Here is a 25,546-nt window from a genome sequence, read left to right as displayed (position 1 = left end):
ACCTCGGGGGCAACCGTATATACCCCGCATACTATTCAGCGATCCCGGGTCCTGCTGTGCCCGGCGATCCGGAAAGCCGCGCTCCCAAGCGGTTTTCCCCTAATCCAGCCGTGAGGAGAAGCTTTACGCCATGATGCGCATCTTGTTGTTCCTGGCCACCAACCTGGCAGTTCTGGTGATCGCCAGCATCACCCTGAAACTGCTCGGCGTGGACCGATTCACCGGCCAGAATTACGGTAGCCTTCTGATCTTCTGTGCCGTGTTCGGCTTCGCCGGCTCCCTGGTTTCGCTGTTCATCTCCAAGTGGATGGCGAAGATGAGCACCGGCACCGAGATCATCAGCCAGCCGCGCACCCGCCACGAACAGTGGCTGCTGCAGACTGTGGAAGAACTCTCCCGCGAAGCCGGCATCAAGATGCCGGAAGTGGGCATCTTCCCCGCCTATGAAGCCAACGCCTTTGCCACCGGCTGGAACCGCAACGACGCACTTGTCGCGGTCAGCCAGGGCCTGCTGGAGCGCTTCTCGCCTGAAGAAGTGAAAGCCGTGCTGGCCCACGAAATCGGCCACGTAGCCAACGGCGACATGGTCACCCTGGCACTGATCCAGGGCGTGGTGAACACCTTCGTGATGTTCTTCGCGCGCATCTTCGGCAACTTCGTCGACAAGGCCATCCTGAAGAACGAAGACGGCCCGGGCATCGGCTACTTCGTCGCGACCATCTTCGCCGAACTGGTCCTGGGCATCCTCGCCAGCATCATCGTCATGTGGTTCTCGCGCAAACGCGAATACCGCGCAGACGAAGCCGGCGCCCGCCTGGCCAGCACCGGTGCGATGATCGCTGCCCTGCAACGCCTGCGCGCCGAACAGGGCGTGCCAGTGCAGATGCCCGACACGCTGCAGGCCTTCGGCATCAACGGCAACCTCAAGAATGGCCTCGCCGGCCTGCTCATGAGCCACCCGCCGCTGGAAGACCGCATCGAAGCCCTGCGCGCCGCCGCTCGCTAAGGTTCGACACGAAACGAAAAAGGGCGACCCTCGGGTCGCCCTTTTTCATGCCGGCGAATCAGCCGCGACGCAGCGCGAACACCACCTCGTCGAGCCGGGTGACGCCACTCTTGAGGAACTTGGGACTCTCGGCCAATACATCGACGCGCTCCAGCTCCTCGACCTGCCAAGCTTCGGCGAAGTGCCGGCGCACCTCCTCACCCAGCACCGCGAAGGGCGGCCCGTCCATCTCGTCCTGCGGATACTCCAGGGTCACCAGCAGCCCACGCACCTGATTCGGCAGGATGCGTTGCAGATGGGCCGAGTAGTCGAAGCGCATGTCCTCCGGTAACGCGATCAGCGCCGCGCGATCGTACAGGGCACAGCAGTCGGCTACCTGCTCGGCGGTGACATCGAAGATGTCGCCCTGGAGAATCTCCAGGCGCTCACAGCGATAGCGGCGCAGCGGGCCTTCCTGGGTAATTTCCGGCTCGACGCCCAGCTCGGCGAAGAAGTCGACGGCCGCGCGCTCCGCCAGTTCGACGCCCAGCACGCGATAGCCCCATTGCGCCAGCCAGAGCATGTCCAGACTCTTGCCGCACATCGGCACCAGCACCTGCGATTCCTCCGGGATCCCCAGGGTGCCCCACTGACGATCCAGACCCGGATTCACCTTCTGCTGGTGGAAGCCGATTTCGTTGCGCGCCCAGCGCGCCTGCCAGAATTCATGTTGCATGAAGCACCTGCTCTAATGCTGCGCCACGCGAGGAGACCAGCCGCGCCGACCGGCACCGCGCCTCTCGCGCCCTGCCCTCAGTTTCGACGCACTCGGCCGTACGGGCCACCCCAGGTTCGACACGATTGGACGCACGGACCTGGCCTACCTGCTGCACGACCGAAAACGTCTCCACTTCGGAAATTTCCACAAACTCTACCGTATTGACCGACAGACATCCCTTTAAAGCACCCATCGACAGCCCTTCCAACCGATCTGCAACTCAGTTGGCATTTCAAACCTCTCCACGGATGGCTGGCAGGAACGGTAAAAACATCTCTGGAGTCGATCATTTCGGTCAAAAACCCATACTGGTTTTCGATCTGTCCCAGCGAGAAGATAGTGTCATTCCTGTAGCGAGGTTCACCATGCTGCCTACCCTGTTCATCTCCCACGGCTCCCCCATGCTGGCCCTGGACCCCGGCGCCAGCGACGCTCCGCTCAAGCGCCTGGCCCGCGAGCTGCCCAGGCCGAAGGCGATCCTGGTGGTCTCAGCCCACTGGGAAACCCCGGACCTGCGCGTCACCGCCGCCACCCAGCCGGAGACCTGGCACGACTTCTACGGCTTCCCGGCCGAGCTCTACGCCGTGCAGTACCCAGCCCCCGGCTCGCCGGAACTGGCGGCACGCGTCGTCGAGCTGCTGGCGATGGATGGCCTGCCCGCCACCCTCGATGCGGAACGCCCACTGAACCACGGCACCTGGGTGCCCCTGAGCCTAATGTACCCGCAGGCCGACATTCCGGTGGTGCAGCTGTCGCTGCCCAGCCGCCTCGGCCCGCAGATGCAGGACCGCGTCGGCAAGGCGCTGCGCGCACTGCGCGAGGAAGGCATCCTGCTGATCGGTTCGGGCAGCATCACCCACAACCTGGGCGAGCTGAACTGGCGCGCCGGGCCGGAAGTCATCGAGCCCTGGGCCAAGGCCTTCCGCGACTGGATGGCCGAACACCTGGCCGCCGACGATGAGGCCGCACTGTTCGACTACCGCCGGCAGGCGCCCTCGGCCGCGCGCAATCATCCCAGCGATGAGCACCTGTTGCCGCTGTACTTTGCCCGTGGCGCCGGTGGCACGCCGATGACCGTGGAGCACGCCGGCTTCACCCTTGGCGCGCTGGGGATGGACATCTACCGCTTCGGCTGAGTGCAATCCGTAGGAGCGGGCCATGCGCGCGATCGCGGGCATGGCCCGCTCCTACAGGGGAAAATCTCCCAGACACTGGAAACGAAAAAGCCCCGCCAATGGCGGGGCTTTTTCATGGGCGGGAGACTGACGGATCAGTCTTCGCGGTAACGGCGCAGGCGCAGGGCCTTGCCGGCGACGCGGGTGTCCTTGAGCTTGGTCAGCAGGCGGTCGAGGTTCTCTTCCGGCAGCTCGATCAGGCTGAAGGTCTCGCGGATCTGGATGCGGCCGATGGCCTCGCGGGACAGGCCGCCCTCGTTGAGGATGGCACCCAGCAGGTTCTTCGCCTGCACGCCGTCACGGGCGCCCAGGGCAGTACGGCAGCGGGACTTGCCTTCCGACGGCGGAGCCATCGGGCGACGCTCGCCGCTGCGCTCCGGACGGTCGCCGCGCTCGGGGCGATCGCCACGTTCGCTACGCTCGTAACGGTCGCTGCGCTCACGCGGGGCGGCCGGGGTCAGCGGCTGTTCGCGGCGGACCGATTCCAGGTCCAGCGCCTTGCCTTCGGTCAGCTTGGCCAGCAGCACGGCGGCCAGGGTGTCCATGTCGGTACCCAGGCGACGGCACAGCTCGTCACGCACGGCACCACGGCTGGCAACGGCGTTGGCCAGCAGCGGCTGCAGGCCGGTGGCCAGGCGGTTCAGGCGCGCTTCCAGCACGGTGTCGGCGTCCGGCAGGCGAACTTCACCGACCTTCTGACCGGTCACGCGCTCGATCACCTGCAGCATGCGGCGCTCACGCGGAGTCACCAGCAGCAGGGCGCGGCCTTCGCGGCCGGCACGGCCGGTACGGCCGATACGGTGTACGTAGGATTCCGGATCGTAGGGCATGTCCACGTTCAGAACGTGGGTGATGCGCGCCACGTCGAGGCCGCGGGCGGCGACGTCGGTGGCGATGACGATGTCCAGCGAGCCGTCCTTCAGGGACTCGATCACGCGCTCACGCTGGGCCTGCGGCATGTCGCCGTTCAGCGCGGCGGCACGGTAGCCCTGGCGCTCGAGCAGCTCGGCGATGTCCAGGGTGGCCTGCTTGGTGCGGACGAAGCCGATCAGCGCGTCGAACTGCTCGACCTCCAGCAGACGCAGGATCGAGGCCGGCTTCTGGTCGGCGTGGACCATCAGGTGCACCTGCTCGATGCGGGCGACGGTCTGGGTCTTGGCGGCGATACGGACGTGCTTGGGCTCTTTCAGGTGACGCTCGGCGATGCTGCGGATCGAGGCCGGCAGGGTCGCGGAGAACAGCACGGTCTGGCGGCTGGCCGGCATGGCTTCGAAGATCACTTCGAGGTCATCCATGAAGCCGAGCTTGAGCATCTCGTCCGCTTCGTCGAGGACCAGGCGCTCGACGGTGGACAGCAGGTTCTCGTCGCGACGCAGGTGGTCGCACAGACGGCCGGGAGTGGCGACCAGAACCTGGGCGCCCTGGCGCAGGGCCTTCAGCTGCGGGCCCATGGGGGCACCGCCGTAGACGGCCACGACACCGACGCCCGGCATCTGCTTGGAGTAGGTTTCGCACGCGGTAGCGACCTGCAGAGCCAGCTCGCGGGTCGGTACCAGTACCAGTACCTGCGGCACGCGGCGCGCCGGGTCGATCTTCGACAGCAGCGGCAGCGCGAAGGCGGCGGTCTTGCCGGTACCAGTCTGGGCCTGGCCGATCATGTCGTGGCCTTCGAGGATCACCGGGATCGACTGGGCCTGGATCGGCGACGGCTCTTCATAACCGACAGCGGCGATGGCAGCGAGAATACTGGGGTGAATACCGAGCGCGGCGAAGCCGGCGGTTTCCTGGGTCATGGGTTTTGCCTCTAAGTACATCCGCAAAGACCCAATAGCCGAGCTGCGCATGCCCTGTACGACAATGAAGTCACCCAGGCAGCTGGAAGCGGGGATTTGCGAAATGAAGATTGGAAGAATACGTCAAGGAAGTCCGCACAGCGGACGCACAGACAGCGCGTGAATGCACCGAAAAATGCGGGATCCGAAACGGGGCCTTAGCTTGGCCGGCGCGCATCATACCGGAAAATCGTCCGTCATGTGCGTCTTTTCGGACAAGGACCGGCAAACGGTCGCGCCTGGACGAGCCCGGCAAGGCCGACTATACCGAGCTGGCCCCTCCCCGCCGGATGCCATCGATGAAGCCCAGCAGCGAGCCCCGCATCACCCGCGAACGCCACGATCATGTCCTGCTGCTTGGCCTGAACCGGGTCGACAAGCGCAATGCCTTCGACCTGGACATGCTCAACCAGCTGGTGCTCGCCCTGGGCGAGTACGAGCGTGACGATGAACTGCGCTGTGCCCTGGTGTTCGCCCACGGCGACCACTTCACCGCCGGGCTGGACCTGGGCGATGTCAGCGAAACCTTCCGCACCGGCTGGCAACTGCCCAAGGGCGCGGTGGATCCCTGGGGCACCTTCGGCGGGCCACGCCTGACCAAGCCGCTGATGGTCGCTGCCCAGGGCTACTGCTTCACCCTCGGCATCGAGTTGATGCTGGCGGCGGATATCAACCTCTGCGCCAGCAACGCACGCTTCGCCCAACTGGAGGTGCAGCGCGGCATCTTCCCCTTCGGCGGTGCAACGCTGCGCCTGCATCAGGTGGCTGGCTGGGGTAACGCCATGCGCTGGCTGCTCACCGGAGACCAGTTCGATGCCCACGAAGCTTGCCGCCTGGGCCTGGTGCAGGAAGTCACCGCCCCCGAGGAACTGATGCCCCGCGCGCTGTGGATGGCCCAGCGGGTCGCCGCCCAGGCACCACTGGGCATTCGCGCCACCCTGGCGTCGGCGCGCCAGTGCCTGGACGAGGGGGAACGGGCCGCCGCGCGCGAACTGCCGGCGATGGCCAGCCGCCTGTTGTCCAGCGAAGACGCCCAGGAAGGTTTCAGGGCCATGCAGGAAAAGCGCGAAGGCAACTTCCGTGGAAAATGAACGAGCGCTGAAATTCGCGCTGGGGCGCGCGTAGAAAGCGCTATATCCAAGGTATTAAAAACGCTTCGAGCAGCGATATAACTACAAATATTTTCCTTTTAAATCATGTAGTTAAATACAACAAAACGACTATATACAAGTTCCAATTACGCGCCTGGAAACAAATCTCTACAACTGACATCGAGCGCAGCGCAGTGACTCGCCGGACATGCCGTTCGAGCCGCGCTGGATTTAGTCCTTCATGGAGGAACTCGCATGTCAGGCCCGATTCGTGTCTTCGCACTTTCCCTTCTGGTCGTTGCCCTGTCGCTGCAGGGATGCAGCAGCCACGGCGGCGGCAGTCATCATAGTTCCGGCAGCAGCGGCGACAGCGCCACAGGTACTGGCGACGGAGGCTCGGGCGGCAGCGGCGACGGCGGTACCGATGGCGGCACTGGCGGCACGGGCGGCGGCACCGGCGGGACGGGCGGCGGCACCGGCGGCACGGGAGGCGGCACGGGCGGCGGCATCGGTGGGACTGGCGGTGGTACCGGCGGCACGGGCGGCGGCGACGGCGGCACCGGTGGCGGTTCGACCCTTCCCAACCCCACCACCAGCAATATCCTGAGCGAAACCGGCCAGGTCGTTTCCGGCGTCGGCGGTACCTTGGGCACCGTGGGCGGTGTGGTCCAGAATGTCGATGTTCCGCTGGCCGGCAGCGGCGTGACCGAGGGTACCGGCGGTGTCATCCAGCAGGTTGCAGCGGGCGTGGACCACGTCGGCGACGGTATTACCGACGGCCTGGGCAACCTGGCCAACAACCCCAACGCCATCGGCACGACCCTGGCGGGCCCGACCAACCTGGTCAGCCACACCGGCGAGGCAGTCAGCAGCCTCGGCGGGACGGTAGCCGCCGTCGGCGACGCCCCAGTGCTGGCCAGTACCCCGCTCAACGGCGTCACGAATCAGGTGGGTGCGGCAGTGGACGGCATCGGCGGCCAGATCACCATGCTCGGTGACTCTCTCACCGGCGCAGTCACTACCGGCCCGCTGAGCCAGCTGACCACCCAACTCAGCGGCACCACCGCCAACCTGGTGGGTACGGTGGAGAACACTACCAGGACCGTCGGAACAACCACCGGCCTCGGAGCGCCGACGAACAATCTGTTGACCACGGTCGGCACAGCAGTGACCCAGAGCGGTGATCAACTGACCAGCCAGAGTCCGGCGCTGGCTCCGGTCGGCGATGTCGTCAGCAATACCGGGCAGATCGTCACCGATGCCGGCGGCCTGGTCAGCGGCAGCACGACGGGCACCAACAATCCGGTGGGTGGGCTGATCGGCGGCGTCACCAGCACAGCGGGCACCGTTACCGGCACCCTGGGCGGCACCACCGGTACCAGCGACCCGGTGGGCGGACTGGTCGGCGGCGTCACCAGCACGGTAGGCACCGTTACCGGCACCCTGGGCAGCGCCACGGGCACCAGCAATCCGGTGGGTGGGCTGGTCGGTGGCGTCACCAGCACGGTGGGCACCGTTACCGGCGATCTGGGTGGCACGACAGGCACTCCCAGCCCAACGGGCGGCCTGCTCAGCGGGGTCACCAACACGGTCAGCGGGGTGACGGGTACCGGCGGGCTGGTAGCAGGCGCCGGGGTCAGCACCGGCAGCACCAGCGGGAGTACCGAGGTTGCCGCGGGCGCCGGTGTCGGCACCACCAGCGGCACCACTACCCAGAGCGGCCTGCTGGGTACGGTCGGCAGCACGCTCGGCGGCCTGGGCGCCGGGCTGGGAGTTGGCGTGGTGGCTCCGAAGCAATAAACAGCCCCGCCCAAACGGTAGTAGCCAGGAGCCCTTGACGGCTCCTGGCCCTCGCTGAAGTCGGCCCATGGAGGAGCCAGATGCGCAAACTCGCCACCTTGACCCTGTTGTTGGCCAGCCCCCTCGTCTGGGCTGAACGTCCGATCCAGCTCCCCGGCTCCGATATCGAACAGACCCTGCCCCGTCCCAACCTGCCTGGCGGAGAGCTGCGGCCGACGGCCCCCAAGGTCAGCGCACCCGCGCCAGAGGCCGAACAACCCGGCCAGATCCTGCAGAAACGCATCCAGCTCAAGCGCATCGAGATCGCCGGCGGTGGCCACTACCCGCTCAGCACCTGGCGCCCGCTGCTGGAACCGCTGACCCGCAAGCCGATCCAGGTGAGCGAGCTGGTGGCGGCAGCCAAGGCCATCACCCAGCGCTACCAGAGTGACGGCTTCTTTATTTCCTTCGCCTACGTGCCGAACCAGGATTTCCGTGGCGGCGTGGCGCGCATCGTGCTGGTCGAAGGCCATATCAAGGAGGTGCGCAGCAGCGGCGACCTGGGCGTGCACCAGGCGCGCGTGGACCGCTGGATAGCCCGCCTGAAAAGCGAGAGGCCGCTGACCCGCGAAAGCTTCGAGCGCTTCAGCGTGCTGATGAGCCGTGTTCCAGGGCTGCAACTGGCAATGGCGCTCAATCCACCCACCACCCGTGACGGCGGCGCGGTGCTGGAACTGGCCGGCCAGAGCAAGCGCTTCAATACCGGGGCCAACCTGGACACGCGCCATGGCGACAAGCGCGGCCTGCTCTCCGCCGACGTGAAGTCGCTGCTCGGCTGGGGCGAACAACTGCAATTCAGCTACCTCTACCCACCGGGCGACGACCAGGAGTACTACCGCGCCTGGAACTACAGCCAGTTGCTGGGCGACAACGGCCTGCAGCTGACCACCGGCTACAGCCACTACCACTCCAGCCCGGAAGAGAATCTGTATCTGGCCAACGGCCTGGTGTTCGCCCGCAAGCGAGAGAATGAACGGGTCAATGCGGGGCTCGGCATTCCGCTGGTTCTACGCCGCGACCTGACCTGGGACCTGAACCTGCGCGGCTACACGGTGAACGACACCAGCCGTTATGACCTGGTAAAACCGAACATCCCCTACAGCGTCGAGCAGAAAAGCAAGCTGCGTGTCGTCGGCGTGGACACCTCAGTCCAGCAGTTCGCCGCCAAGCGCGTGCGTGCCGGGAGCCTGGCGATCTACCAGGGCCTGAACGGCCTGGGCGCGCAGACCGAGAAACCGGTGCGCAAGGACTTCACCCGCGTGCTGGGCTACGGCGCCCAGCAGGATCAGTTCACCGACGCCTGGCAAGGCGTGGCCAGCGCCGGCTTCCAGTGGACCGACGATGTGCTGCCCGACTCGGAGCAGGTCACCTACGGCGGCGGCAACTTCGGCCGCGGCTATCCTGACGACCAGGCCAGCGGTGATAAGGGCTGGGGTGCGGCCTACGAAGTGAACTACTCGTTCCGGCGCCAGAGCGTGGTGCTCAACCAGATCCAGCCCTACGCGGTGGTGGATACCGCCCGCACCCACTACACCCTCGATGGGCTGCCCGACGCCAATCTCGGCTCGGCGGCTGTCGGCGTGCGTCTGACCAACCGCAAGCACTACCTGGTGTCGATGGAAGTCGCCAAGCCCTTCGGTGACCGCGCGCTGGACAACAACGAGCGCACCCCGCGCCTGAACTTCGCCTTCAGCTACCAGATCCCTTGAGAACCTGTTTACGATCTGCTGCGCGTCGGCATAACTGCGTTAAAAACAGGCTCGGACTGCTCATTTACAGCTCGTAAACTCCGTGTCCTCGCCTGTTTGATTCGCTGGCGCTCACCCTTCGGGCCAGCCTTCGGCTGTTACTCCCGTTGGTCGTTGCGCCTTGTTCTGCTCTAGCTCGCGAGATCGTAAACAGGTTCTGAGAACGCTTGCCCGGCTCACTGCGCCGGGCACAGCGAATCGATGTAGCCGCGCAGCGAGTAACCGAGCTTCGGTTCGAGGCTCGCCACGCGCCTCTTCAGCGCCCGCAGGTCGAGCTCCTGGTCCAGTTCGGCGGGCACGAAGACGATCACGTTGCCCTCCGGCACCGAGCACTCCCAGTAGTGGCGATGGAAGCGCCCGCGCAACAGCGCCGCCCCCAGCGGCCGGCCATCGTCGGTGCTCCACTGGTTGATCACCAGCCAGCCGCCGGGACGCAGGCGCTCGCGGCAGGCGCCGAGGAAATCCCAGGCGATGTGCGCCGGCGCGGGACCGGTATCGGTGTAGAGGTCGAGGAAGATCAGGTCCGCCGGTTCGCAGCCCTCCAGCTCCTCCACCGCATCGCCGACACGCAGGTTCAGGCGCGGATCATCGCCCAACCCCAGGTGCTCGCGGGCCAGCCGGGGAATCGATGGGCGCAGCTCGATGGCCTCCACCTCTTCCAGCGGCAGGTATTTCAGGCAGGCCTGGGTCAAGCTGCCGGCACCAAAGCCCAGGAACAGGGCCCGACGCGGACTCGCGTGGCACAGCGCGCCGAGCAGCATGGCCCGCGAGTAGTCGTACTCCAGCCAGCTGGGGTCCTGCATCAGCACGCAGCTCTGCTCGACCTCGTCACCGAACTCCAAGTAGCGGAAGTCGCCGCTCTCCACGACCCGGATCACGCCGAAGGCATCGCGCTCCTCGACGATCAGGCGCTCCTCGCTCATGCGCGCTCCCCCCGGAAGGCGACTGTGACATTGCGGTCCGCCAGGATGCACAGACGGCGCGGTTTGCCATTGAACTGCGAGGGCTGAAGCACGTGATAATCCTTCAAAAACAGGCGTGGATCGCCGAGCAGCCAGGAACCGGCTGCCAGGCTCGAAAGCCGCAAGAATAACAGCCCAAGAGGCACAACCGAGCATGTATGCCATTATCGGCGCGGGTCCGGCCGGCCTCGCCGCCGCCCGCCAACTGCAGAAGTACGGCATCCCCTTCACCGGTTTCGAACTGCACGGCGACGTTGGCGGCCTGTGGGACATCGACAACCCCCACAGCACCCTGTACCACTCCGCCCACCTGATTTCCTCCAAGGGCACGACTCAGTTCGACGATTTCCCCATGGACATGGACGTCCCCCCTTATCCGCATCACACCCAGGTGCTGAGCTATCTCCAGGCCTACGCACGGCAGTTCGGCCTGCACCGGCACTACCGCTTCAACACCCGGGTCACCGCCCTGCTCCGCCAGGAGCGCGGCTGGCGGCTGCGCTGCGAGCGCAACGGCGAAGTGCAGGAAGGGCTGTTCGATGGCGTGCTGATCGCCAACGGCACCCTGCACACGCCCAACCGGCCGGAACTGCCCGGCGAGTTCAGCGGCGAAATCCTCCACGCCAGCCAGTACCGCAGCGCCGACTGCTTCGAAGGCAAGCGGGTACTGATCGTCGGCTGCGGCAACTCCGCCTGCGACATCGCGGTGGACGCCGTGCACCGCGCACGCTCGGTGGACCTCTCGGTGCGCCGCGGCTACCACTTCCTGCCCAAGTTCTGCCTGGGCCGGCCGATCGACACCTTCGGCAACCGGGTGCGCCTGCCGCGCCCGCTCAAGCAGCGGCTCGATGCGGCACTGCTGCGCCTGCTGATCGGACGCCCGTCGGACTACGGCCTGCCCGATCCCGACCACCGCCTGTACGAATCGCATCCGGTGGTGAACTCGCTGGTGCTGCACCACCTCGCCCACGGCGACATCCGCGCCCGCCGCGACGTGCGCAACCTGGAAGGGCTGCGCGTGGTGTTCAGCGATGGCGAGCGCCAGGACTACGACCTGATCCTGCTCGCCACCGGCTATCACCTGGACTACCCCTTCATCGACCGGGCGCTGCTCAACTGGCCACGGGACTGCGCCGCCCCGCAGCTTTACCTCAATGCCTTCCACCCGCAGTACGACGACCTGTTCGTGCTCGGCATGCTCGAAGCCTCCGGCCTGGGCTGGCAGGGACGCGCCGAGCAGGCCGAGCTGGTCGCCCTGTATATCCGCCAGTTGGCGGCGGGCAACCCGGCCGCCGAGCGCTTCCGCCAGTTGAAACGGATGCTCGCCGGACAGCGCATCGATGGCGGCTACCGGTACCTGCCGCTGGAACGCATGGCCCATTACGTGGACAAGGCCAGCTATCGGCGCAGCGTGCGCGAGCACATCGCCGAGCTGCGCCGCGACCTGCCGCGCACCGCCCCGCTGCAACCGCTGCCGGCGCACGGGGCGAGCTGATACCATGGCCCCTCACCGCCCATAGCCGCGAACGAGCCACCGATGAGCCTGCCCTGGAGTCCCGACAGCTGGAGAAGCAAGCCGATCCAGCAACAACCCGTCTACCCGGACGCCGCGCGCCTGAGCGACGTCGAGCGCACCCTGGCCGGTTTCCCGCCGCTGGTGTTCGCCGGCGAGGCCCGTGAGCTGCGCCGGCAGTTCGCCGAGGTCACCGCCGGACGCGCCTTCCTGCTGCAGGGCGGCGACTGCGCCGAGAGCTTCGCCGAATTCTCGGCGGCGAAGATCCGCGACACCTTCAAGGTGCTGCTGCAGATGGCCGTGGTGATGACCTTCGCCGCCGGCTGCCCGGTGGTGAAGGTCGGGCGCATGGCCGGCCAGTTCGCCAAGCCGCGTTCTTCCGGCGAGGAAACCCTCGACGGCGTGACCCTGCCCGCTTACCGCGGCGACATCGTCAACGGCATCGGCTTCGACGAGAAAAGCCGCGTGCCGGACCCGGAGCGCCTGCTGCAGGCCTACCACCAGTCCACCGCCTCGCTGAACCTGTTGCGCGCCTTCGCCGGCGGCGGCTTCGCCGACCTGCACCAGGTGCACCAGTGGAACCTGGACTTCATCGCCAACTCGGCGCTGTCCGAGCGCTACCAGCAGCTCGCCGACCGCATCGACGAAACCCTCGCCTTCATGCGCGCCTGCGGCCTGGACACCGCACCGCAGCTGCGCGAAACCAGCTTCTTCACCGCCCACGAAGCGCTGCTGCTGAACTATGAGGAAGCCTTCATTCGCCGCGACAGCCTGACCGGCGACTGGTACGACTGCTCGGCGCACATGCTGTGGATCGGCGACCGCACCCGCCAGCTCGACGGCGCCCATGTGGAAATGCTGCGCGGCGTCGGCAACCCCATCGGCGTGAAGGTCGGCCCGAGCATGGACAGCGAGGAGCTGATCCGCCTGATCGACATCCTCAACCCGGACAACGACCCCGGCCGCCTCAATCTCATCGTGCGCATGGGTGCCGACAAGGTCGGCGACGGCCTGCCCCGCCTGATCCAGACCGTGCAGCGCGAAGGCAAGCAGGTGCTGTGGAGCTCCGACCCCATGCACGGCAACACCATCAAGGCCTCCAGCGGCTACAAGACCCGCGACTTCGCGCGCGTGCTCACCGAGGTGCGGCAGTTCTTCGAAGTGCACCAGGCCGAGGGCAGCTACGCCGGCGGCATCCACATCGAGATGACCGGGCAGAACGTCACCGAATGCATTGGCGGCGCCCGCCCGATCACCGAGGCCGGGCTGAGCGATCGCTATCACACCCACTGCGACCCGCGCCTGAATGCCGACCAGTCCCTGGAATTGGCCTTCCTGATTGCGGAAACCCTGAAGCAGGTACGTCGCTGAAGCCCCGGCGAGCCTCCTTGCGGGGCTCGCTTTCTTTCAGACTCTCGCCAGTAATCCTTGCAGCAGCACGCCCGACGGCCGCCGACAGTTCACCTCCACGCGCTCCAGCCCCAGCCAGTTCGCCATCTCGTCCAGCTGCCGTGCCAGTGCGATCCAGCCCTCCTCGCCCGGCCCCTTCGCCTCCTCGTGAACGGCGTGCACCACCAGTTTTCCCGCCGCGCGATCGGAGCGCAGGTCAACCCGCGCCGCCAGGTGCTCGTCGAACAGGAAAGGCAGCACGTAGTAGCCGTAGACGCGCTTGTGCTGCGGCGTGTAGATCTCCAGACGATAGCGGAAATCGAACAGGCGCTCGGTGCGCGCGCGCTCCCAGACCAGCGAATCGAAGGGCGAGAGCAAGGCGCTGGCGCGCACCTTGCGCGGAATGACCGCATCGGCCGGGCAGTAACCTGGCGCCTGCCAGCCCTGCACCTGCACCGCCATCAGGTCGCCCGCCTCCACCAGCTCGGCCAGGCGCGCCTTGCTGTCGGCCGGCTCCAGGCGGAAGTAATCGCGCAGGTCCTTCTCGGTGGCAACGCCCAATGCCTGCGCCGAATGCAGCAGCAACCGGCGCTGTGCCTCGGCTTCCTCGAGGTCGGGTTGATCGAGGACGGCGGACGGCAGGACCCGCTCCGGCAGGTCGTACAGCCGCTCGAAGCCACGGCGTCCGGCCACCGTCACCTCGCCTGCGGCGAACAGCCATTCCAGCGCATGCTTTTCATCGCTCCAGTCCCACCAGGAGCCGGCGCGTTCCTCGCGGGTGGTGAGGCTGCCGGCGCCCAGCGCGCCCTGCTCGCGCACGGCGCTCAACACGCGCTGGATCACCGGCTGCTGCTCTCGACCGAAGCGCGCCAACTGCTGATAGATGCCGCGACCTTCGGCGGCGCGACGCATGCGCCAGCGCATCAGCGGATAGAGTTCCAGTGGCAGGAGCGAGGCTTCATGGCCCCAGTACTCGAACAACCGCCGATGGCGCCCGGCGCTCCAGGCCGCTTCTTCCAGCAGGGTTTGCGAGTAATTGCCCAGGCGCGAGAACAACGGCAGGTAGTGCGAGCGCACCAGCGCATTCACCGAGTCGATCTGCAGTACACCCAGGCGCTCCAGCAGGCCACGCACATGGCGGCGCTGCACCTCCCCACTCGGCCTGCGCAGGGTGAAGCCCTGGGCGGCCAGGGCCAGGCGGCGGGCCTGCCTGAGGGACAGCGAGTCGGCTATCGGCATCGGTGGATTCCAGGACTGAAGAGTCCTAGAGCCTAGCGCCAAACACGCGCCTTGACCGCATCAAGCTGGTTCGCCAACGCGGCCGGGCATCGGGAACGGCCGGGCAAAGGTGAACACCTCCGGCGACGCCCCCTGTGCCTGCAACAGCTCCAGCTTGCGCCGCGCCATGCGCACGTCGGGCAACTCCCCCGCCGGCAGCCACCACAGCGCCAGGCTTGGCGTCGGCAGCTTCTCCATCCAGTCGCGCTTCTGGCGCAGCACGGCCAGGTGCTCACCGCCATAGACGTACTCGCGCAGCGCCTCGACGGACTCCCATAGCGACAGGTTGACGATGATCAGCGGGTCATCGAAGGCGCGAATGGCGGTGGCATCGCCCTCGTCGGTCTGCAGGCGCCAGACGAACCCGGGGCTGGACTCGGCCAGCCGGTTGATGTGATCCAGCTGATCGACGAAGCCTTTCATCACGGGGTGATCCAGCGGTGCGCGGGCCTTGGCGATATTGACCTGGGCGAGATGGTAGTTCGAAGACATGGGGCATTCCCTGGCAAGGTGATGTGTCCGGTACAACGGCGGGCGGCACGCTCCCGCGTGCCGCCCGTGCAGATTAGCGCCTGAAGTGATCGATCCAGAACGGACGCTCGATTTCCTCCTGGATATCGGCACGGCTCAAGCCGATATCCTTGAGCGCCTCATCGCTCATGCTGGCCAGCACGCGGCGCTGGCGGGCCAGCTCCTGCCACTGTAGCAACCGCTGCAGGGCTCGTTTCCACAGCGGTGCGGCCGGCGTCTTGTGGGTGTGATAGGACATCGATACGAAACCCAGTTGACCTTTCATCGTGATTCCCTCCGTGTGGGCCTGGATGCAGTCTCGCGCCGGCGCTAAGATCAATCCAACGAATCATTCTTATGCGACCCATCTCGGAGATTGATGAATGAGCAGCTTCCCGAGTATCGACAGCGAACTGCTGCGCACCTTTGTCGCCATCGCCGATCACGGCGGCTTCACCCGCGCCGCCGAGGTGGTCAACCGCACCCAGTCGGCGGTGAGCATGCAGATGAAGCGCCTGGAAGAGGACGTACTGGAGCGCGCACTGTTCGAGCGCGACGGACGCCAGGTGCGCCTGACGCCGGAGGGCCAGGTGCTGCTGGGCTTTGCCCGGCGCATCCTTCGCCTGCAGGGCGAGGTGTTCAATACCTTCCGCCAGCCGCACATGGTCGGCGCGGTGAAGATCGGCACGCCGGATGACTACGTGATGCGCTTCCTGCCGGAGATTCTCTCGCGCTTCGCCGAGGCCTATCCGCTGGTCCAGGTGGAAGTGCACTGCGAATCCTCGGCGCAACTGCTGCTGCGCAACGATCTGGACCTGTCCATCGTGACCCGCGAACCTGGCACCGAGATCGGCCAGTTGCTGCGCCAGGAACCCTTCGTCTGGATGGCCGCCGAGAGTTTCTGCCCGCAGGACCAGCGCCCACTGCCGCTGGCGATGTTCAACACCGCCTGCTTCTGCCGCGCCTGGGCCTGCAACGCGCTGGAAGCCATGGAAGTGGATTACCGCATTGCCTACAGCAGCCCGAGCCTGTCAGCCCTGTTCGCCGTGGCCAGCGCGGGGCTTGCGGTGACCGCGCAACTGCGCAGCCTGCTCACTGGCAACCTGCGCATCCTGGGCGAGGAAGAAGGGCTGCCGCAGCTGCCCAACGCCAGCATCGTGCTGTTGCGGGGGGCGAAGATGACGCCGGTCACCGACAAGCTGGCGGAGTACATCGTCGAAGGCTTCCAGGCCTGACGGCAGGCCAGAGCGGCGCTCGTAGCCAGGAGACGCTGTTCAACAAATAGCCATCGCGCTAAATTAATGCGCAATTGCCTGTTCATCCCGGACGCTCTCCCAGGGCGTCTACCCAGGCTCTCTATCCCGGCACTCATCCAGGAGATGTGCGATGGCCCAGCCAGACCCTACCTGCGAAGCCCTCAAGCTCGACAACCAGCTGTGCTTCGCCCTCTATTCCACCTCCCTGCAGATGACCAAGGTCTACAAGCCGCTGCTGCAGGCGCTGGGACTCACCTATCCGCAATACATCGCCATGCTGGTGCTGTGGGAGGGCGACGGCATCACCGTCGGTGAGATCAGCTCGCGAATGCTCACCGACCCCGGCTCCCTCACCCCCCTGCTCAAGCGCCTGGAGGCCGAAGGCCTGATCACCCGCACCCGCAGCCAGGCCGACGAGCGCGTGGTGCAGCTGCGCCTGACCGACAAGGGCCGCGAGCTGCGCCGACAGGCGGAGAGCATTCCGGGCTGCATCCTCGCCAGCAGCCGTCTAACGTTGGAAAAGCTCCAGCGACTTCAACAGGAATTGGTGGAGCTGCGCGAACAGCTGCAAGCCCCGTAATCCGGGGCTTATGCCTGAACGCACCGCTCTTTAGCGCGAAATCTTCCGAAATTTATCTTGCGCACCAAATTAAATCTAACTAACTTTCACCTAACGCACTGATTAGTGCACAAGATATTAACCAGCAAGACAATCGGAGACACCGCCATGCAAACCATCAAAGCCCTCTACACCGCCACCGCTACCGCCACCGGAGGCCGCGACGGCCGCGCCGTTTCCTCCGACGGTATCCTCGACGTGAAACTGAGCACCCCGCGCGAGCTGGGCGGTGCGGGCGGCGAAGCCACCAACCCGGAACAGCTGTTCGCGGCCGGCTACTCCGCCTGCTTCATCGGTGCCATCAAGTTCGTCGCCAGCCAGAGCAAGAAGCAGATCCCGGCAGATGCCTCGATCACCGGCAAGGTCGGTATCGGCCAGATCCCCGGCGGGTTCGGCCTGGAAGTGGAACTGAACATCAACCTGCCGGGCCTGGACCTGGCCGAGGCACAGGATCTGGTCGCCAAGGCCCACCAGGTGTGCCCCTACTCCAACGCCACCCGCGGCAACATCGACGTGCGCCTGAACGTGAGCGTGTGATAGCCCGCAGCCAGACGGCAGAAACGAAAAAGCCCGGCATCAGCCGGGCTTTTTCTTGTCTCGGTTCAGGCTCAGGCCTTGACGCGGGACTTGTACTCGCCAGTGCGGGTATCGATTTCGATCGAGTCGCCGATTTCGCAGAAGGCGGAAACCTGGACTTCAGCACCGTTCTTCAGGCGAGCGGTCTTCATCACTTTACCGGAGGTGTCGCCACGGACAGCCGGCTCGGTGTAGACGATTTCGCGAACGATGGTGGTCGGCAGTTCAACGGAGATGACTTTCTCGTTGTAGAAGACCGCTTCGCAGACGTCGGTCATGCCGTCTTCGATGAAGGTCAGCACGCCTTCCAGATCGTCTTTCTCGATCTCGTACTGGTTGAACTCGGTGTCCATGAAGACATACAGCGGGTCCGCGAAGTAGGAGTAGGTCACTTCCTTACGGTCGAGGATGATCGGCTCCAGCTTGTCGTCGGCCTTGAACACGGTCTCGGTGCCAGCACCGGTCAGCAGGTTCTTCAGCTTCATCTTGACGACCGCGGAGTTACGGCCGGATTTGTTGAACTCGGCCTTCTGGATGACCCAGGGGGCGCCATTGATGTTGGCAACCTGGCCAGCGCGGAACTCTTGTGCGGTTTTCATACGATTATCCGATTGGATTGGAGACAAAAAACAGGGGCCATATCATAGCCAATTTGTATAAAAACGCACCAGCCCCGTCGCAAGATCGGTTTGTTCGGTCAAACGCCGCTGCCAATTGCCAATCCAGGCAGACCACTCCGGGAGCCGCGTTTCCAGCCGCCGCCAGGCCTCGCCGGTGTCGCCGCGCCCGTTCCAGGCCAGCCAGAAATCGCTCAGCGCCTGTCGCAGCGCATCGTCCATGTCCTGGGCGAACAGCGCCAGGAACGCTTCCAGTTTCTCCAGGTGGACGTCCTCGTCCTGCTGGTAGATGTGCCAGACGAAGGGGCGCCCGGCCCATTGCGCGCGAACGAAGGAATCCTCGCCGCGCACCGCATTGATGTCGCAGCTCCACAGCAGCGGGTCGTAATCCTCCTGGCGGACGAACGGCAACACCTGCACCCGCAGTGCGCCGCGCTCGCAGCCCTGCCCTACCCTCAACGACTGCTGCGCCCAGTGCTGGATATCGCCCAGCACCCGACCTTCGGGCACCAGCAACAGGGTTGGCGTCCCCCCCTCGGCCAGGGCATCCAGCCAGCCGGCGAGCCCGGGGTTCTCGTAGGCGAACAGGGAAATGCGCCGCTCCCCGTCGCGCACCTGAACGCCGAGGCTTTCGAGGAAACGGGCACTGTTGCCGGGGTCGGCCTGGAAGGCATCCCGACGCAGGATCAGGTCGCCTTCGCGCAGCAGCCCGCCGGTGAGCGGCGTGAAACCGGGGAAATAGAAGTACTTCTGCAGGCCATTGGGCTGCAGCGACGGCAGGCCATGGCAGGACTCCACCCAGGACTCGGCGCTGAGATACTCCAGGTTCAGCCACAACGACGGCTTGGGCCGTCGCGCCATGGCTTCTATATAGGCAGGCGGCATGGCACAGGCGAAGGCTTCGATCACCACATCCGCCGCCTCGGTATCGAGCCAGGCCTGCGACCAATGCCGAACCTCCACGCCGGACTGCTGCTGCGATTGCGCCTGCACATCGGCTTGGGGACAGATGCGCACGAACGCGGCCAGGTCATCCACCCACAGGCGCACCGCTTGCCCGTGCTCGGTCGCCAGCTGGCGAGCCAGGCGCCAGGTAACGCCGATGTCGCCATAGTTGTCGACCACACTGCAGAAGATATCCCAGCTCGCCATACGCCTGCGCCCAGCTCTTTAGAAGGCGCCAGTGTACCCGCGATCCGGCCCATTCTCCTTAAGCCGATGAATCCGTTGGAAAAAACATGAAAAAAACATTTGCGTTCGGGCAAACCTTTGAGTAAAGTGCGCGCCTCGACAGACACAGCGCTGTCGAGAAATCTGGTGAGGTGTCCGAGCGGTTGAAGGAGCACGCCTGGAAAGTGTGTATACGAGAAATCGTATCGAGGGTTCGAATCCCTCCCTCACCGCCAGATCATGAAAGAAGCCCGGCTAAGCAATTAGCCGGGCTTTTTTCGTTATGCGTTAACACTTTCGTCACCTCTTGCAAGTTGCCACTAGTTGGTCAACTGCATTACGGCGCTTAAACAGTTGTTCGAGCATTGTCGACACTCATCTGACAGCCCGACTCCCCTTCTTCGGAAACGGACTCCCCTCCCGCCTGACGCCCATTGGCAACACTCCTTTGCCAAATTGGACAGTTTTTGCTCAATTCCGCCTCGCACAACTGCAAATACAGGCTCAACATGAAAAAAAAGTGCCGTACTTGCGTCTGGTCAGTTTACTTACTACAAGTAATGGGTACTATGTAGTCCGGCTAATTTCCCAGTCATGGGAGATTGCTTTTAATGGAAATGTCCACCTTAAGGGGAACACGATGAACAACGTTCTGAAATTCTCTGCTCTGGCTCTGGCTGCTGTTCTGGCCACCGGTTGCAGCAGCCACTCGAAAGAAACCGAAGCACGTCTGACCGCTACTGAAGACGCCGCTGCTCGCGCTCAAGCCCGTGCTGACGAAGCCTATCGCAAGGCTGACGAAGCTCTGGCCGCCGCTCAGAAAGCCCAGCAGACCGCTGACGAGGCTAACGAGCGCGCTCTGCGCATGCTGGACAAAGCCAGCCGCAAGTAATAGATCTTCGGATCTGTTAAAAAACCGACCCTTCGGGGTCGGTTTTTTTATGCCCGCGATTTCTTGCCCCACGCAAAGGGAATGCCTGAAGAAAGCGCGCGCAAGAAAAAGCCCGCTCGAAGCGGGCTCTTTCGAAGCAGTACGACTTACTGCAACTGCATGGCGTCCTGGTCGACCGTAGCGGTAACCGGCGCACCCTCGCCTTGCGTCTGAGGCTGGGCAATGGCGACCGGCAGGCCATCTTCGGCAGCCACGACTTCACGCACGACGTTCCAGTCCATCTGCATCTGGCTGGCGATGTCTTCGCGCTTGAGCAGCGCATTGATCACTGCCGTGTGCTTGTCGACCACCGACGGATTGCCGTTGTCGTCGATCGGTGCGTGGGCTTCGAGATAGATCTTGCCTTCGCTGCGACCGAACTTGTAAGGCTCGTTGATGATGCGCACCTTGGTGCCGACCGGAAGCATCGAGAACAACTGGGTCACATCCCAGTTATACATGCGGAAGCAACCGTGGCTGGTACGGGTACCGATACCGAACTTCTTGTTCGAACCATGGATCAGGTAGCCATGGAAGCCCAGGCTCATCTTGTACGGACCCAGCGGGTTGTCCGGACCCGGCGGCACCACGGTGGGCAGCGGATCGCCGTCGGCGGCATGCTCGGCGCGGATCGACGCCGGCGGATACCAGGCCGGGTCCTTGGTCTTGGCAATCACGGTGGTGCTGCCGACCGGCGAGCCCCAACCCTCACGACCGATACCCAGGGCATAGGTGTAGACGACGTTCTTGTCCTTGGGGAAGTAGTACAGGCGGTATTCGGCGAGGTTGATCACCACGCCTTCACGCGGGCCCGCCGGGAGGATGAAGCGGGTCGGAATGATCACTTCGGTGCCCACGCCCGGCAGCCAGGCATCGACGCCCGGGTTGGCAGCAATCATTTCGGAGTAACCGAGGCCATATTTCTCGCCGAGGTCGGCGAAGGTGTCTTCGTACTTGGCCTTGATCACCTGGACCTGACCGACGATATCGTCGCCCGGCGCCGGCAGTGGCAATTCAATGGCGGAAACGGGGCCGGCCGAGAGCAACGCGGCTAAGGACAGCGAGCAGGCGGCAATAACGCGCGACAACATCCGAGAATCCTTGACAAGGGCAATGGGCAAAGGGGTAACAGTTTACCACTGCCAGCCGGATCACTGGGAGATATCAGACGAGCCAGGAAGCCCGCGCGCCGCGCTTTTCCTGTTCCAGTTGTTTCAGGCAGGCGCTGCACACGCGGCGGTCGCGCAGCAGGGGCTTCTCAAGCCCGCGCCAGAGCGGCTGGGCAGGCAGCAGGCTGCCGCAGAGCGTGCGGTCGGCCGGGGTCCCAAGCTCCAGCTGGCGCGCGACAAGATGCACCCGGACCTCGCGGCAGGCGAACAGATCCAGCTGCTCGTCGGGTTCGATCAGCTGGTAGGCGAAGTGAGTCCAGGCGGGGCGCGGCATAGGGGCTCCAGAAGGGTGCGCAAACATAGCCGAAAGGCCGTTCGCGGGGAAGCCTTGATACAGCGGAATTCAGAGTAGCGGCTTGAGCGCCGGCCACAGGTTGTCGAGCAGTTTAGGCTGCGCGGCGACGGCCGGGTGAATACCGTCCGCCTGCATCATCCCCGGCACCCCGCCAACGCCATCGAGGAAGAACGGCACCAGGACGATTTTCTGTTCCTGGGCGACCGCCTCGAACACCCTGGAGAACGCATCGGTGTAGCGCTGCCCATAGTTGGGCGGCAGCTTCATGCCCAGCAGCAGCACCTGGGCACCCGCCTTCCGCGACTGTTCAACCATGCCGCTAAGATTCTGTTGCAATTGTGCCGGCGCCATTCCGCGCAGGCCGTCGTTGCCGCCCAGCTCGATCACCACCAGCTTCGGCTTCTGCTCCGAAAGCAGCGCCGGCAGGCGCGCGAGGCCACCTGCGCTGGTGTCGCCGCTGATGGATGCATTGACCACCTTGTAGGCGAAACCCTGCTCCTTCAGGCGCTTGTCCAGCAGGCTCACCCAACCCTGGCTGGTATCCAGCCCCAAACCGGCGCTGATACTATCGCCGACGACCAACAGCGTCTGCGCCGCGGCCTGCTGCGCAATCAGAAGCAACGCCAGGCAGCCGCCCATTAGCCATGCACGCATCGGATTCTCCATGAGCGAACGCATTCTCACCGCGCGGAACCTTAGCAAGGTTGTTTCCAGCGCGGAAGGCAAGCTGACGATCCTCCACGACCTCTCCCTCGACCTCTCCCGCGGTGACAGCCTGGCCATCGTCGGCAGCTCGGGCTCGGGCAAATCCACCCTCCTCGGCCTGCTCGCCGGGCTCGACCTGCCCTCCGGCGGCGACATCGTCCTGCTCGGCCATGCACTGGACAGCCTCGACGAGGACCAGCGCGCCCGCGTACGCGCCGCCCATGTCGGCTTCGTGTTCCAGTCGTTCCAGTTGCTCGACAGCCTCACTGCCCTGGAAAACGTCATGCTGCCGCTGGAACTCGACGGCCGCGCCGACGCCCGCCAACGTGCCCGCGAGCTGCTGGAACGGGTCGGCCTCGGCCAGCGCCTGACCCACTACCCGCGCCAGCTCTCCGGCGGCGAGCAGCAGCGTGTCGCCATTGCCCGCGCCTTCGCCGCCGAGCCGGACGTGCTGTTCGCCGATGAGCCCACCGGCAACCTCGACACCGCCACCGGCGAGCGCATCAGCGACCTGCTGTTCGAGCTCAACCGCGAACGCGGCACCACCCTGGTGCTGGTAACCCACGACGAGCGCCTGGCCCATCGCTGCCAGCGCCTGATCCGCCTGGAAAGCGGCCACCTGATCGACCACGCCGAACCCTGACGGACGAGAGCCGATGAAGTCATTGTCGCTGCCCAACCTGTTCCGCCTGTCCCTGCGCCAGCTGTGGCGCGAAGGGCGCAGCGGCGAATTGCGCGTGCTGTTCTTCGCCCTGCTGGTGGCGGTGGCGGCCAGCTCCGCCATCGGCTATTTCAGCGCCCGGCTGAATGCGGCGATGCTGGTGCGCGCCGCCGAATTCCTCGGCGCCGACCTAGTGCTCAGCGGCACCCAGCCCGCCAGCCCGCAGCAGATCGACAGCGGCCTCCAGCTGGGCCTGCAGCATGCGCGCAGCGTCGAGTTCTCCAGCGTGGTAGCCACCGACCAGGGCATCCAGCTCAGCAGCGTCAAGGCGGTGGGCGACAGCTATCCCCTGCGCGGCAAACTCAAAAGCGCGCCCGCGCCCCTGCAGCCCGAGATCGAAGGCGGACGGCCGCAGCCGGGGGAGATCTGGGTCGAGTCGCGCCTGCTGGCGAGCCTCGAACTCAAGATTGGCGACAGCGTCGACGTCGGCCGCAAGTCCCTGCGCATCGCCCGCGTGCTGACCTATGAGCCGGACCGCGCCGGCGACTTCTACAGCCTGACGCCCCGGGTACTGATGAACCTGCAGGACCTGGACGCCACCGGCGTGGTCCAGCCCGGCAGCCGCGTGCGCTACCGAGACCTCTGGGGCGGCTCGCCCGAGGCGCTGCAGGCCTATAGAAAGGCAACGCAGGACGGCCTCGCCGCCAACCAGCAACTGCAGGACGCCCACCACGGCAACCGACAGATCGGCGACGCCCTCGGCCGCGCCGAACGCTACCTGAACCTCGCCAGCCTCGCCGCCGTGCTCCTGGCCGGCGTTGCCGTGGCGCTCTCGGCCAACCGCTTCGCCACCCGCCGCTTCGACGCCAGCGCACTGCTGCGCTGCCTCGGCCTGTCGCGCCGGGAAGCCCTGCTTCTATACGGCACCCAACTGCTCACGCTGGGACTGCTTGCCAGCCTCTGCGGCGCCTTCCTCGGCTGGCTCGCCCAGCTTGGCCTGATGCGTCTGCTGGGCGACCTGCTGCCGCCGCAGATTCCCGAAGCCGGGATAGTTCCCGCACTGGCGGGCATGGCCACCGGCCTGGTCGCGCTCGCCGGTTTCGCCCTGCCGCCGCTGGCCGCGCTGGGCCGCGTACCGCCCCTGCGGGTGCTGCGCAGCGACCTGTTGCCGGTACCGATGCGCACCTGGATGGCCTACGCCTGCGCGCTGTTCGCCCTGGGCCTGATCATGTGGCGACTGAGCCTGGACCTGAAATTGACCCTCGCCCTGCTAGGCGGCGGCGCCATCGCCGCGGTGGTCCTTGGCTTCATCCTGCTGCTCGCCCTGCGCGGCCTGCGCAGCGCTCTCCAGGGGGCCAGCCTGCCCTGGCGCCTGGGCGTCGGCCAACTGCTGCGCTACCCATTGGCGGCCGCCGGGCAGAGCCTGGCCTTCGGCCTGATCCTGCTGGCCATGGCGCTCATCGCCCTGCTGCGCGGCGAGCTGCTGGATACCTGGCACGCGCAGTTGCCGGCGAACGCGCCCAATCACTTCGCGCTGAACATCCTGCCCGCCGAGAAGAACAGCTTCGAGCAGCGGGTGAAAAAACTCTCGCCCAACGCCGAAGACCTCTACCCCATGGTGCCCGGCCGCCTGGTAGCGGTGAACGGCCAGCCGGTCCACGCCCTGAGCGAGGACGTGCGCAGCGAGCGCGCCCTGCAGCGCGACCTCGGGCTGACCTGGTCGGCGCGCCTGCCGGCCGGCAACCGGATCGTCGCCGGCCAGTGGTGGCAAGCCGGTGAAAAGAGCGCGCTGCCCGGCGTCTCGGTGGAAGAAAAGCTCGCCGGCAATCTCAGCCTGAAGGTCGGCGACCGCCTGAGCTTCAGCGTCGCCGGCCAGACGCGCGAGGCACAGGTGCGCAGCCTGCGCTCGGTGAAGTGGGACAACTTCCAGCCGAACTTCTTCATGGTCTTCGAGCCCGGCACCCTGACCGACCTGCCGGTGACCTACCTGACCAGCTTCTACCTGCCGGTCAGCCAGGAGCGCGACCTGATCGAACTGGCGCGCGCCTTCCCCACCGTCACCCTGCTGCCGGTGGACGCGCTGCTCGCGCAGCTGCGCAGCATCCTCGACCAGGTGACGCTGGCGGTGGAGTACGTGCTGGTGTTCGTTCTCGCCGCCGGCTTCGTGGTGCTCTTCGCCGGCCTGCAGGCCACCCTCGACGAGCGCCTGCGCCAAGGCGCCCTGCTTCGTGCGCTGGGTGCCGAACGCCAGCTGCTGATGCGCACCCGGCGCAGCGAGTTCGCCCTGCTCGGCGCGGTCAGCGGACTGCTGGCGGCGCTGGGCTGCGAGCTGATCAGCTACCTGCTCTACCGGCTGGTCTTCGACCTGCCGTGGAGCCCGCATCCCTGGCTGCTCGCGCTGCCCGTGCTCGGTGCACTGCTGGTCGGCGGCGCGAGCAGCCAGGGAT

The 25,546-nt window shown here is 65.6% G+C and carries 23 protein-coding genes, 1 tRNA gene and 1 pseudogene; 14 read left to right on the top strand and 11 right to left on the bottom strand.

Annotated features, from left to right (window positions below; translation table 11 throughout):
* Positions 1 to 130 precede the first annotated feature (130 nt).
* Positions 131 to 1,006, top strand: coding sequence for a protease HtpX (gene htpX / locus J5M67_RS16585; protein ID WP_207886436.1), 876 nt, complete (start codon positions 131 to 133; stop codon positions 1,004 to 1,006).
* Positions 1,007 to 1,064: 58 nt separating this feature from the next.
* Here the strand turns inward: htpX and J5M67_RS16580 are convergent, their stop codons facing one another.
* The gene (locus tag J5M67_RS16580; RefSeq protein ID WP_207886435.1) at positions 1,065 to 1,721 is read right to left on the bottom strand and encodes a thiopurine S-methyltransferase; all 657 of its coding nucleotides are present in this window, start codon (positions 1,719 to 1,721) and stop codon (positions 1,065 to 1,067) included.
* A 407-nt stretch (positions 1,722 to 2,128) separates the two neighbouring features.
* Here J5M67_RS16580 and J5M67_RS16575 point away from each other — a divergent pair, with 407 nt between their 5' ends.
* Positions 2,129 to 2,899, top strand: coding sequence for a class III extradiol ring-cleavage dioxygenase (locus tag J5M67_RS16575; protein ID WP_207886434.1), 771 nt, complete (start codon positions 2,129 to 2,131; stop codon positions 2,897 to 2,899).
* 134 nt (positions 2,900 to 3,033) lie between these two features.
* On the opposite strand, the pseudogene J5M67_RS16570 reads toward J5M67_RS16575, so the two are convergent.
* Positions 3,034 to 4,766 (bottom strand): annotated as a pseudogene (locus J5M67_RS16570) (DEAD/DEAH box helicase).
* A gap of 303 nt (positions 4,767 to 5,069) precedes the next feature.
* Between J5M67_RS16570 and J5M67_RS16565 the strand changes: the two are divergent.
* From J5M67_RS16565 to J5M67_RS16555, 3 genes are all read left to right on the top strand, one after another.
* The gene (locus J5M67_RS16565) at positions 5,070 to 5,861 is read left to right on the top strand and encodes a crotonase/enoyl-CoA hydratase family protein (protein ID WP_207886432.1); all 792 of its coding nucleotides are present in this window, start codon (positions 5,070 to 5,072) and stop codon (positions 5,859 to 5,861) included.
* Between the two features lie 255 nt (positions 5,862 to 6,116).
* The gene (locus tag J5M67_RS16560; RefSeq protein ID WP_207886431.1) at positions 6,117 to 7,661 is read left to right on the top strand and encodes a collagen-like triple helix repeat-containing protein; all 1,545 of its coding nucleotides are present in this window, start codon (positions 6,117 to 6,119) and stop codon (positions 7,659 to 7,661) included.
* 80 nt (positions 7,662 to 7,741) lie between these two features.
* Complete coding sequence (locus J5M67_RS16555) at positions 7,742 to 9,409, top strand: ShlB/FhaC/HecB family hemolysin secretion/activation protein (RefSeq protein WP_207886430.1); 1,668 nt, start codon at positions 7,742 to 7,744, stop codon at positions 9,407 to 9,409.
* Positions 9,410 to 9,624: 215 nt separating this feature from the next.
* Here J5M67_RS16555 and J5M67_RS16550 read toward each other — a convergent pair whose 3' ends face one another.
* Entirely contained in the window at positions 9,625 to 10,371 is a 747-nt protein-coding gene (locus tag J5M67_RS16550) for a spermidine synthase (RefSeq protein ID WP_207886429.1), read from the bottom strand.
* 193 nt (positions 10,372 to 10,564) lie between these two features.
* On the opposite strand from J5M67_RS16550, the gene J5M67_RS16545 reads away from it, so the two are divergent.
* Positions 10,565 to 11,905 carry an NAD(P)/FAD-dependent oxidoreductase gene (locus J5M67_RS16545; RefSeq protein WP_207886428.1) on the top strand — a complete coding sequence of 447 codons (1,341 nt, stop codon included), beginning with the start codon at positions 10,565 to 10,567 and terminating at the stop codon, positions 11,903 to 11,905.
* A gap of 42 nt (positions 11,906 to 11,947) precedes the next feature.
* Complete coding sequence (locus J5M67_RS16540) at positions 11,948 to 13,294, top strand: class II 3-deoxy-7-phosphoheptulonate synthase (RefSeq protein ID WP_207886427.1); 1,347 nt, start codon at positions 11,948 to 11,950, stop codon at positions 13,292 to 13,294.
* 36 nt (positions 13,295 to 13,330) lie between these two features.
* Here J5M67_RS16540 and J5M67_RS16535 read toward each other — a convergent pair whose 3' ends face one another.
* From J5M67_RS16535 to J5M67_RS16525, 3 genes are all read right to left on the bottom strand, one after another.
* Positions 13,331 to 14,551: a winged helix-turn-helix domain-containing protein gene (locus tag J5M67_RS16535; RefSeq protein WP_207886426.1), complete on the bottom strand. Its 1,221-nt coding sequence runs from the start codon at positions 14,549 to 14,551 to the stop codon at positions 13,331 to 13,333.
* A 60-nt stretch (positions 14,552 to 14,611) separates the two neighbouring features.
* Entirely contained in the window at positions 14,612 to 15,082 is a 471-nt protein-coding gene (locus J5M67_RS16530) for a DUF3291 domain-containing protein (RefSeq protein WP_207886425.1), read from the bottom strand.
* Positions 15,083 to 15,155: 73 nt separating this feature from the next.
* Positions 15,156 to 15,386 (bottom strand): DUF1127 domain-containing protein, encoded by a 231-nt coding sequence (locus J5M67_RS16525; RefSeq protein WP_207886424.1) that lies wholly within the window; start codon positions 15,384 to 15,386, stop codon positions 15,156 to 15,158.
* 97 nt (positions 15,387 to 15,483) lie between these two features.
* Here J5M67_RS16525 and J5M67_RS16520 point away from each other — a divergent pair, with 97 nt between their 5' ends.
* From J5M67_RS16520 to J5M67_RS16510, 3 genes are all read left to right on the top strand, one after another.
* Complete coding sequence (locus tag J5M67_RS16520; RefSeq protein WP_207886423.1) at positions 15,484 to 16,335, top strand: LysR substrate-binding domain-containing protein; 852 nt, start codon at positions 15,484 to 15,486, stop codon at positions 16,333 to 16,335.
* 151 nt (positions 16,336 to 16,486) lie between these two features.
* Entirely contained in the window at positions 16,487 to 16,936 is a 450-nt protein-coding gene (locus J5M67_RS16515) for a MarR family winged helix-turn-helix transcriptional regulator (protein ID WP_207886422.1), read from the top strand.
* A 147-nt stretch (positions 16,937 to 17,083) separates the two neighbouring features.
* Positions 17,084 to 17,512: an organic hydroperoxide resistance protein gene (locus J5M67_RS16510; protein ID WP_207886421.1), complete on the top strand. Its 429-nt coding sequence runs from the start codon at positions 17,084 to 17,086 to the stop codon at positions 17,510 to 17,512.
* 71 nt (positions 17,513 to 17,583) lie between these two features.
* Here the strand turns inward: J5M67_RS16510 and efp are convergent, their stop codons facing one another.
* A complete protein-coding gene (gene efp, locus J5M67_RS16505; RefSeq protein WP_017517001.1) occupies positions 17,584 to 18,150 on the bottom strand; it encodes an elongation factor P in 567 nt (188 codons plus the stop codon).
* 42 nt (positions 18,151 to 18,192) lie between these two features.
* Complete coding sequence (gene earP, locus J5M67_RS16500; RefSeq protein ID WP_207886420.1) at positions 18,193 to 19,320, bottom strand: elongation factor P maturation arginine rhamnosyltransferase EarP; 1,128 nt, start codon at positions 19,318 to 19,320, stop codon at positions 18,193 to 18,195.
* A gap of 164 nt (positions 19,321 to 19,484) precedes the next feature.
* Between earP and J5M67_RS16495 the strand changes: the two genes are divergently transcribed.
* Both J5M67_RS16495 and oprI read left to right on the top strand, forming a co-directional pair.
* Positions 19,485 to 19,574: transfer RNA gene (locus J5M67_RS16495), tRNA-Ser, on the top strand.
* 404 nt (positions 19,575 to 19,978) lie between these two features.
* Entirely contained in the window at positions 19,979 to 20,230 is a 252-nt protein-coding gene (gene oprI / locus J5M67_RS16490) for an outer membrane lipoprotei OprI (protein WP_017517003.1), read from the top strand.
* 146 nt (positions 20,231 to 20,376) lie between these two features.
* On the opposite strand, the gene J5M67_RS16485 is transcribed toward oprI, so the two are convergent.
* The 3 genes from J5M67_RS16485 to J5M67_RS16475 all read right to left on the bottom strand — a co-directional run bounded on the left by J5M67_RS16485 (position 20,377) and on the right by J5M67_RS16475 (position 22,387).
* A complete protein-coding gene (locus tag J5M67_RS16485; RefSeq protein ID WP_207886419.1) occupies positions 20,377 to 21,360 on the bottom strand; it encodes a L,D-transpeptidase family protein in 984 nt (327 codons plus the stop codon).
* 73 nt (positions 21,361 to 21,433) lie between these two features.
* A complete protein-coding gene (locus tag J5M67_RS16480) occupies positions 21,434 to 21,712 on the bottom strand; it encodes a hypothetical protein (protein ID WP_207886418.1) in 279 nt (92 codons plus the stop codon).
* Positions 21,713 to 21,781: 69 nt separating this feature from the next.
* Complete coding sequence (locus tag J5M67_RS16475; RefSeq protein WP_207886417.1) at positions 21,782 to 22,387, bottom strand: arylesterase; 606 nt, start codon at positions 22,385 to 22,387, stop codon at positions 21,782 to 21,784.
* Between the two features lie 10 nt (positions 22,388 to 22,397).
* Here J5M67_RS16475 and J5M67_RS16470 point away from each other — a divergent pair, with 10 nt between their 5' ends.
* Positions 22,398 to 23,081 carry an ABC transporter ATP-binding protein gene (locus J5M67_RS16470; RefSeq protein WP_207886416.1) on the top strand — a complete coding sequence of 228 codons (684 nt, stop codon included), beginning with the start codon at positions 22,398 to 22,400 and terminating at the stop codon, positions 23,079 to 23,081.
* Positions 23,082 to 23,094: 13 nt separating this feature from the next.
* A partial coding sequence (locus J5M67_RS16465; protein ID WP_207886415.1) for an ABC transporter permease occupies positions 23,095 to 25,546 on the top strand: 2,452 nt, incomplete at its 3' end.

Origin of the sequence: Pseudomonas sp. 30_B (assembly GCF_017491605.1) — a bacterium.
Taxonomy (GTDB): domain Bacteria; phylum Pseudomonadota; class Gammaproteobacteria; order Pseudomonadales; family Pseudomonadaceae; genus Pseudomonas.
This window is presented reverse-complemented; position numbering and strand designations above follow the sequence as displayed.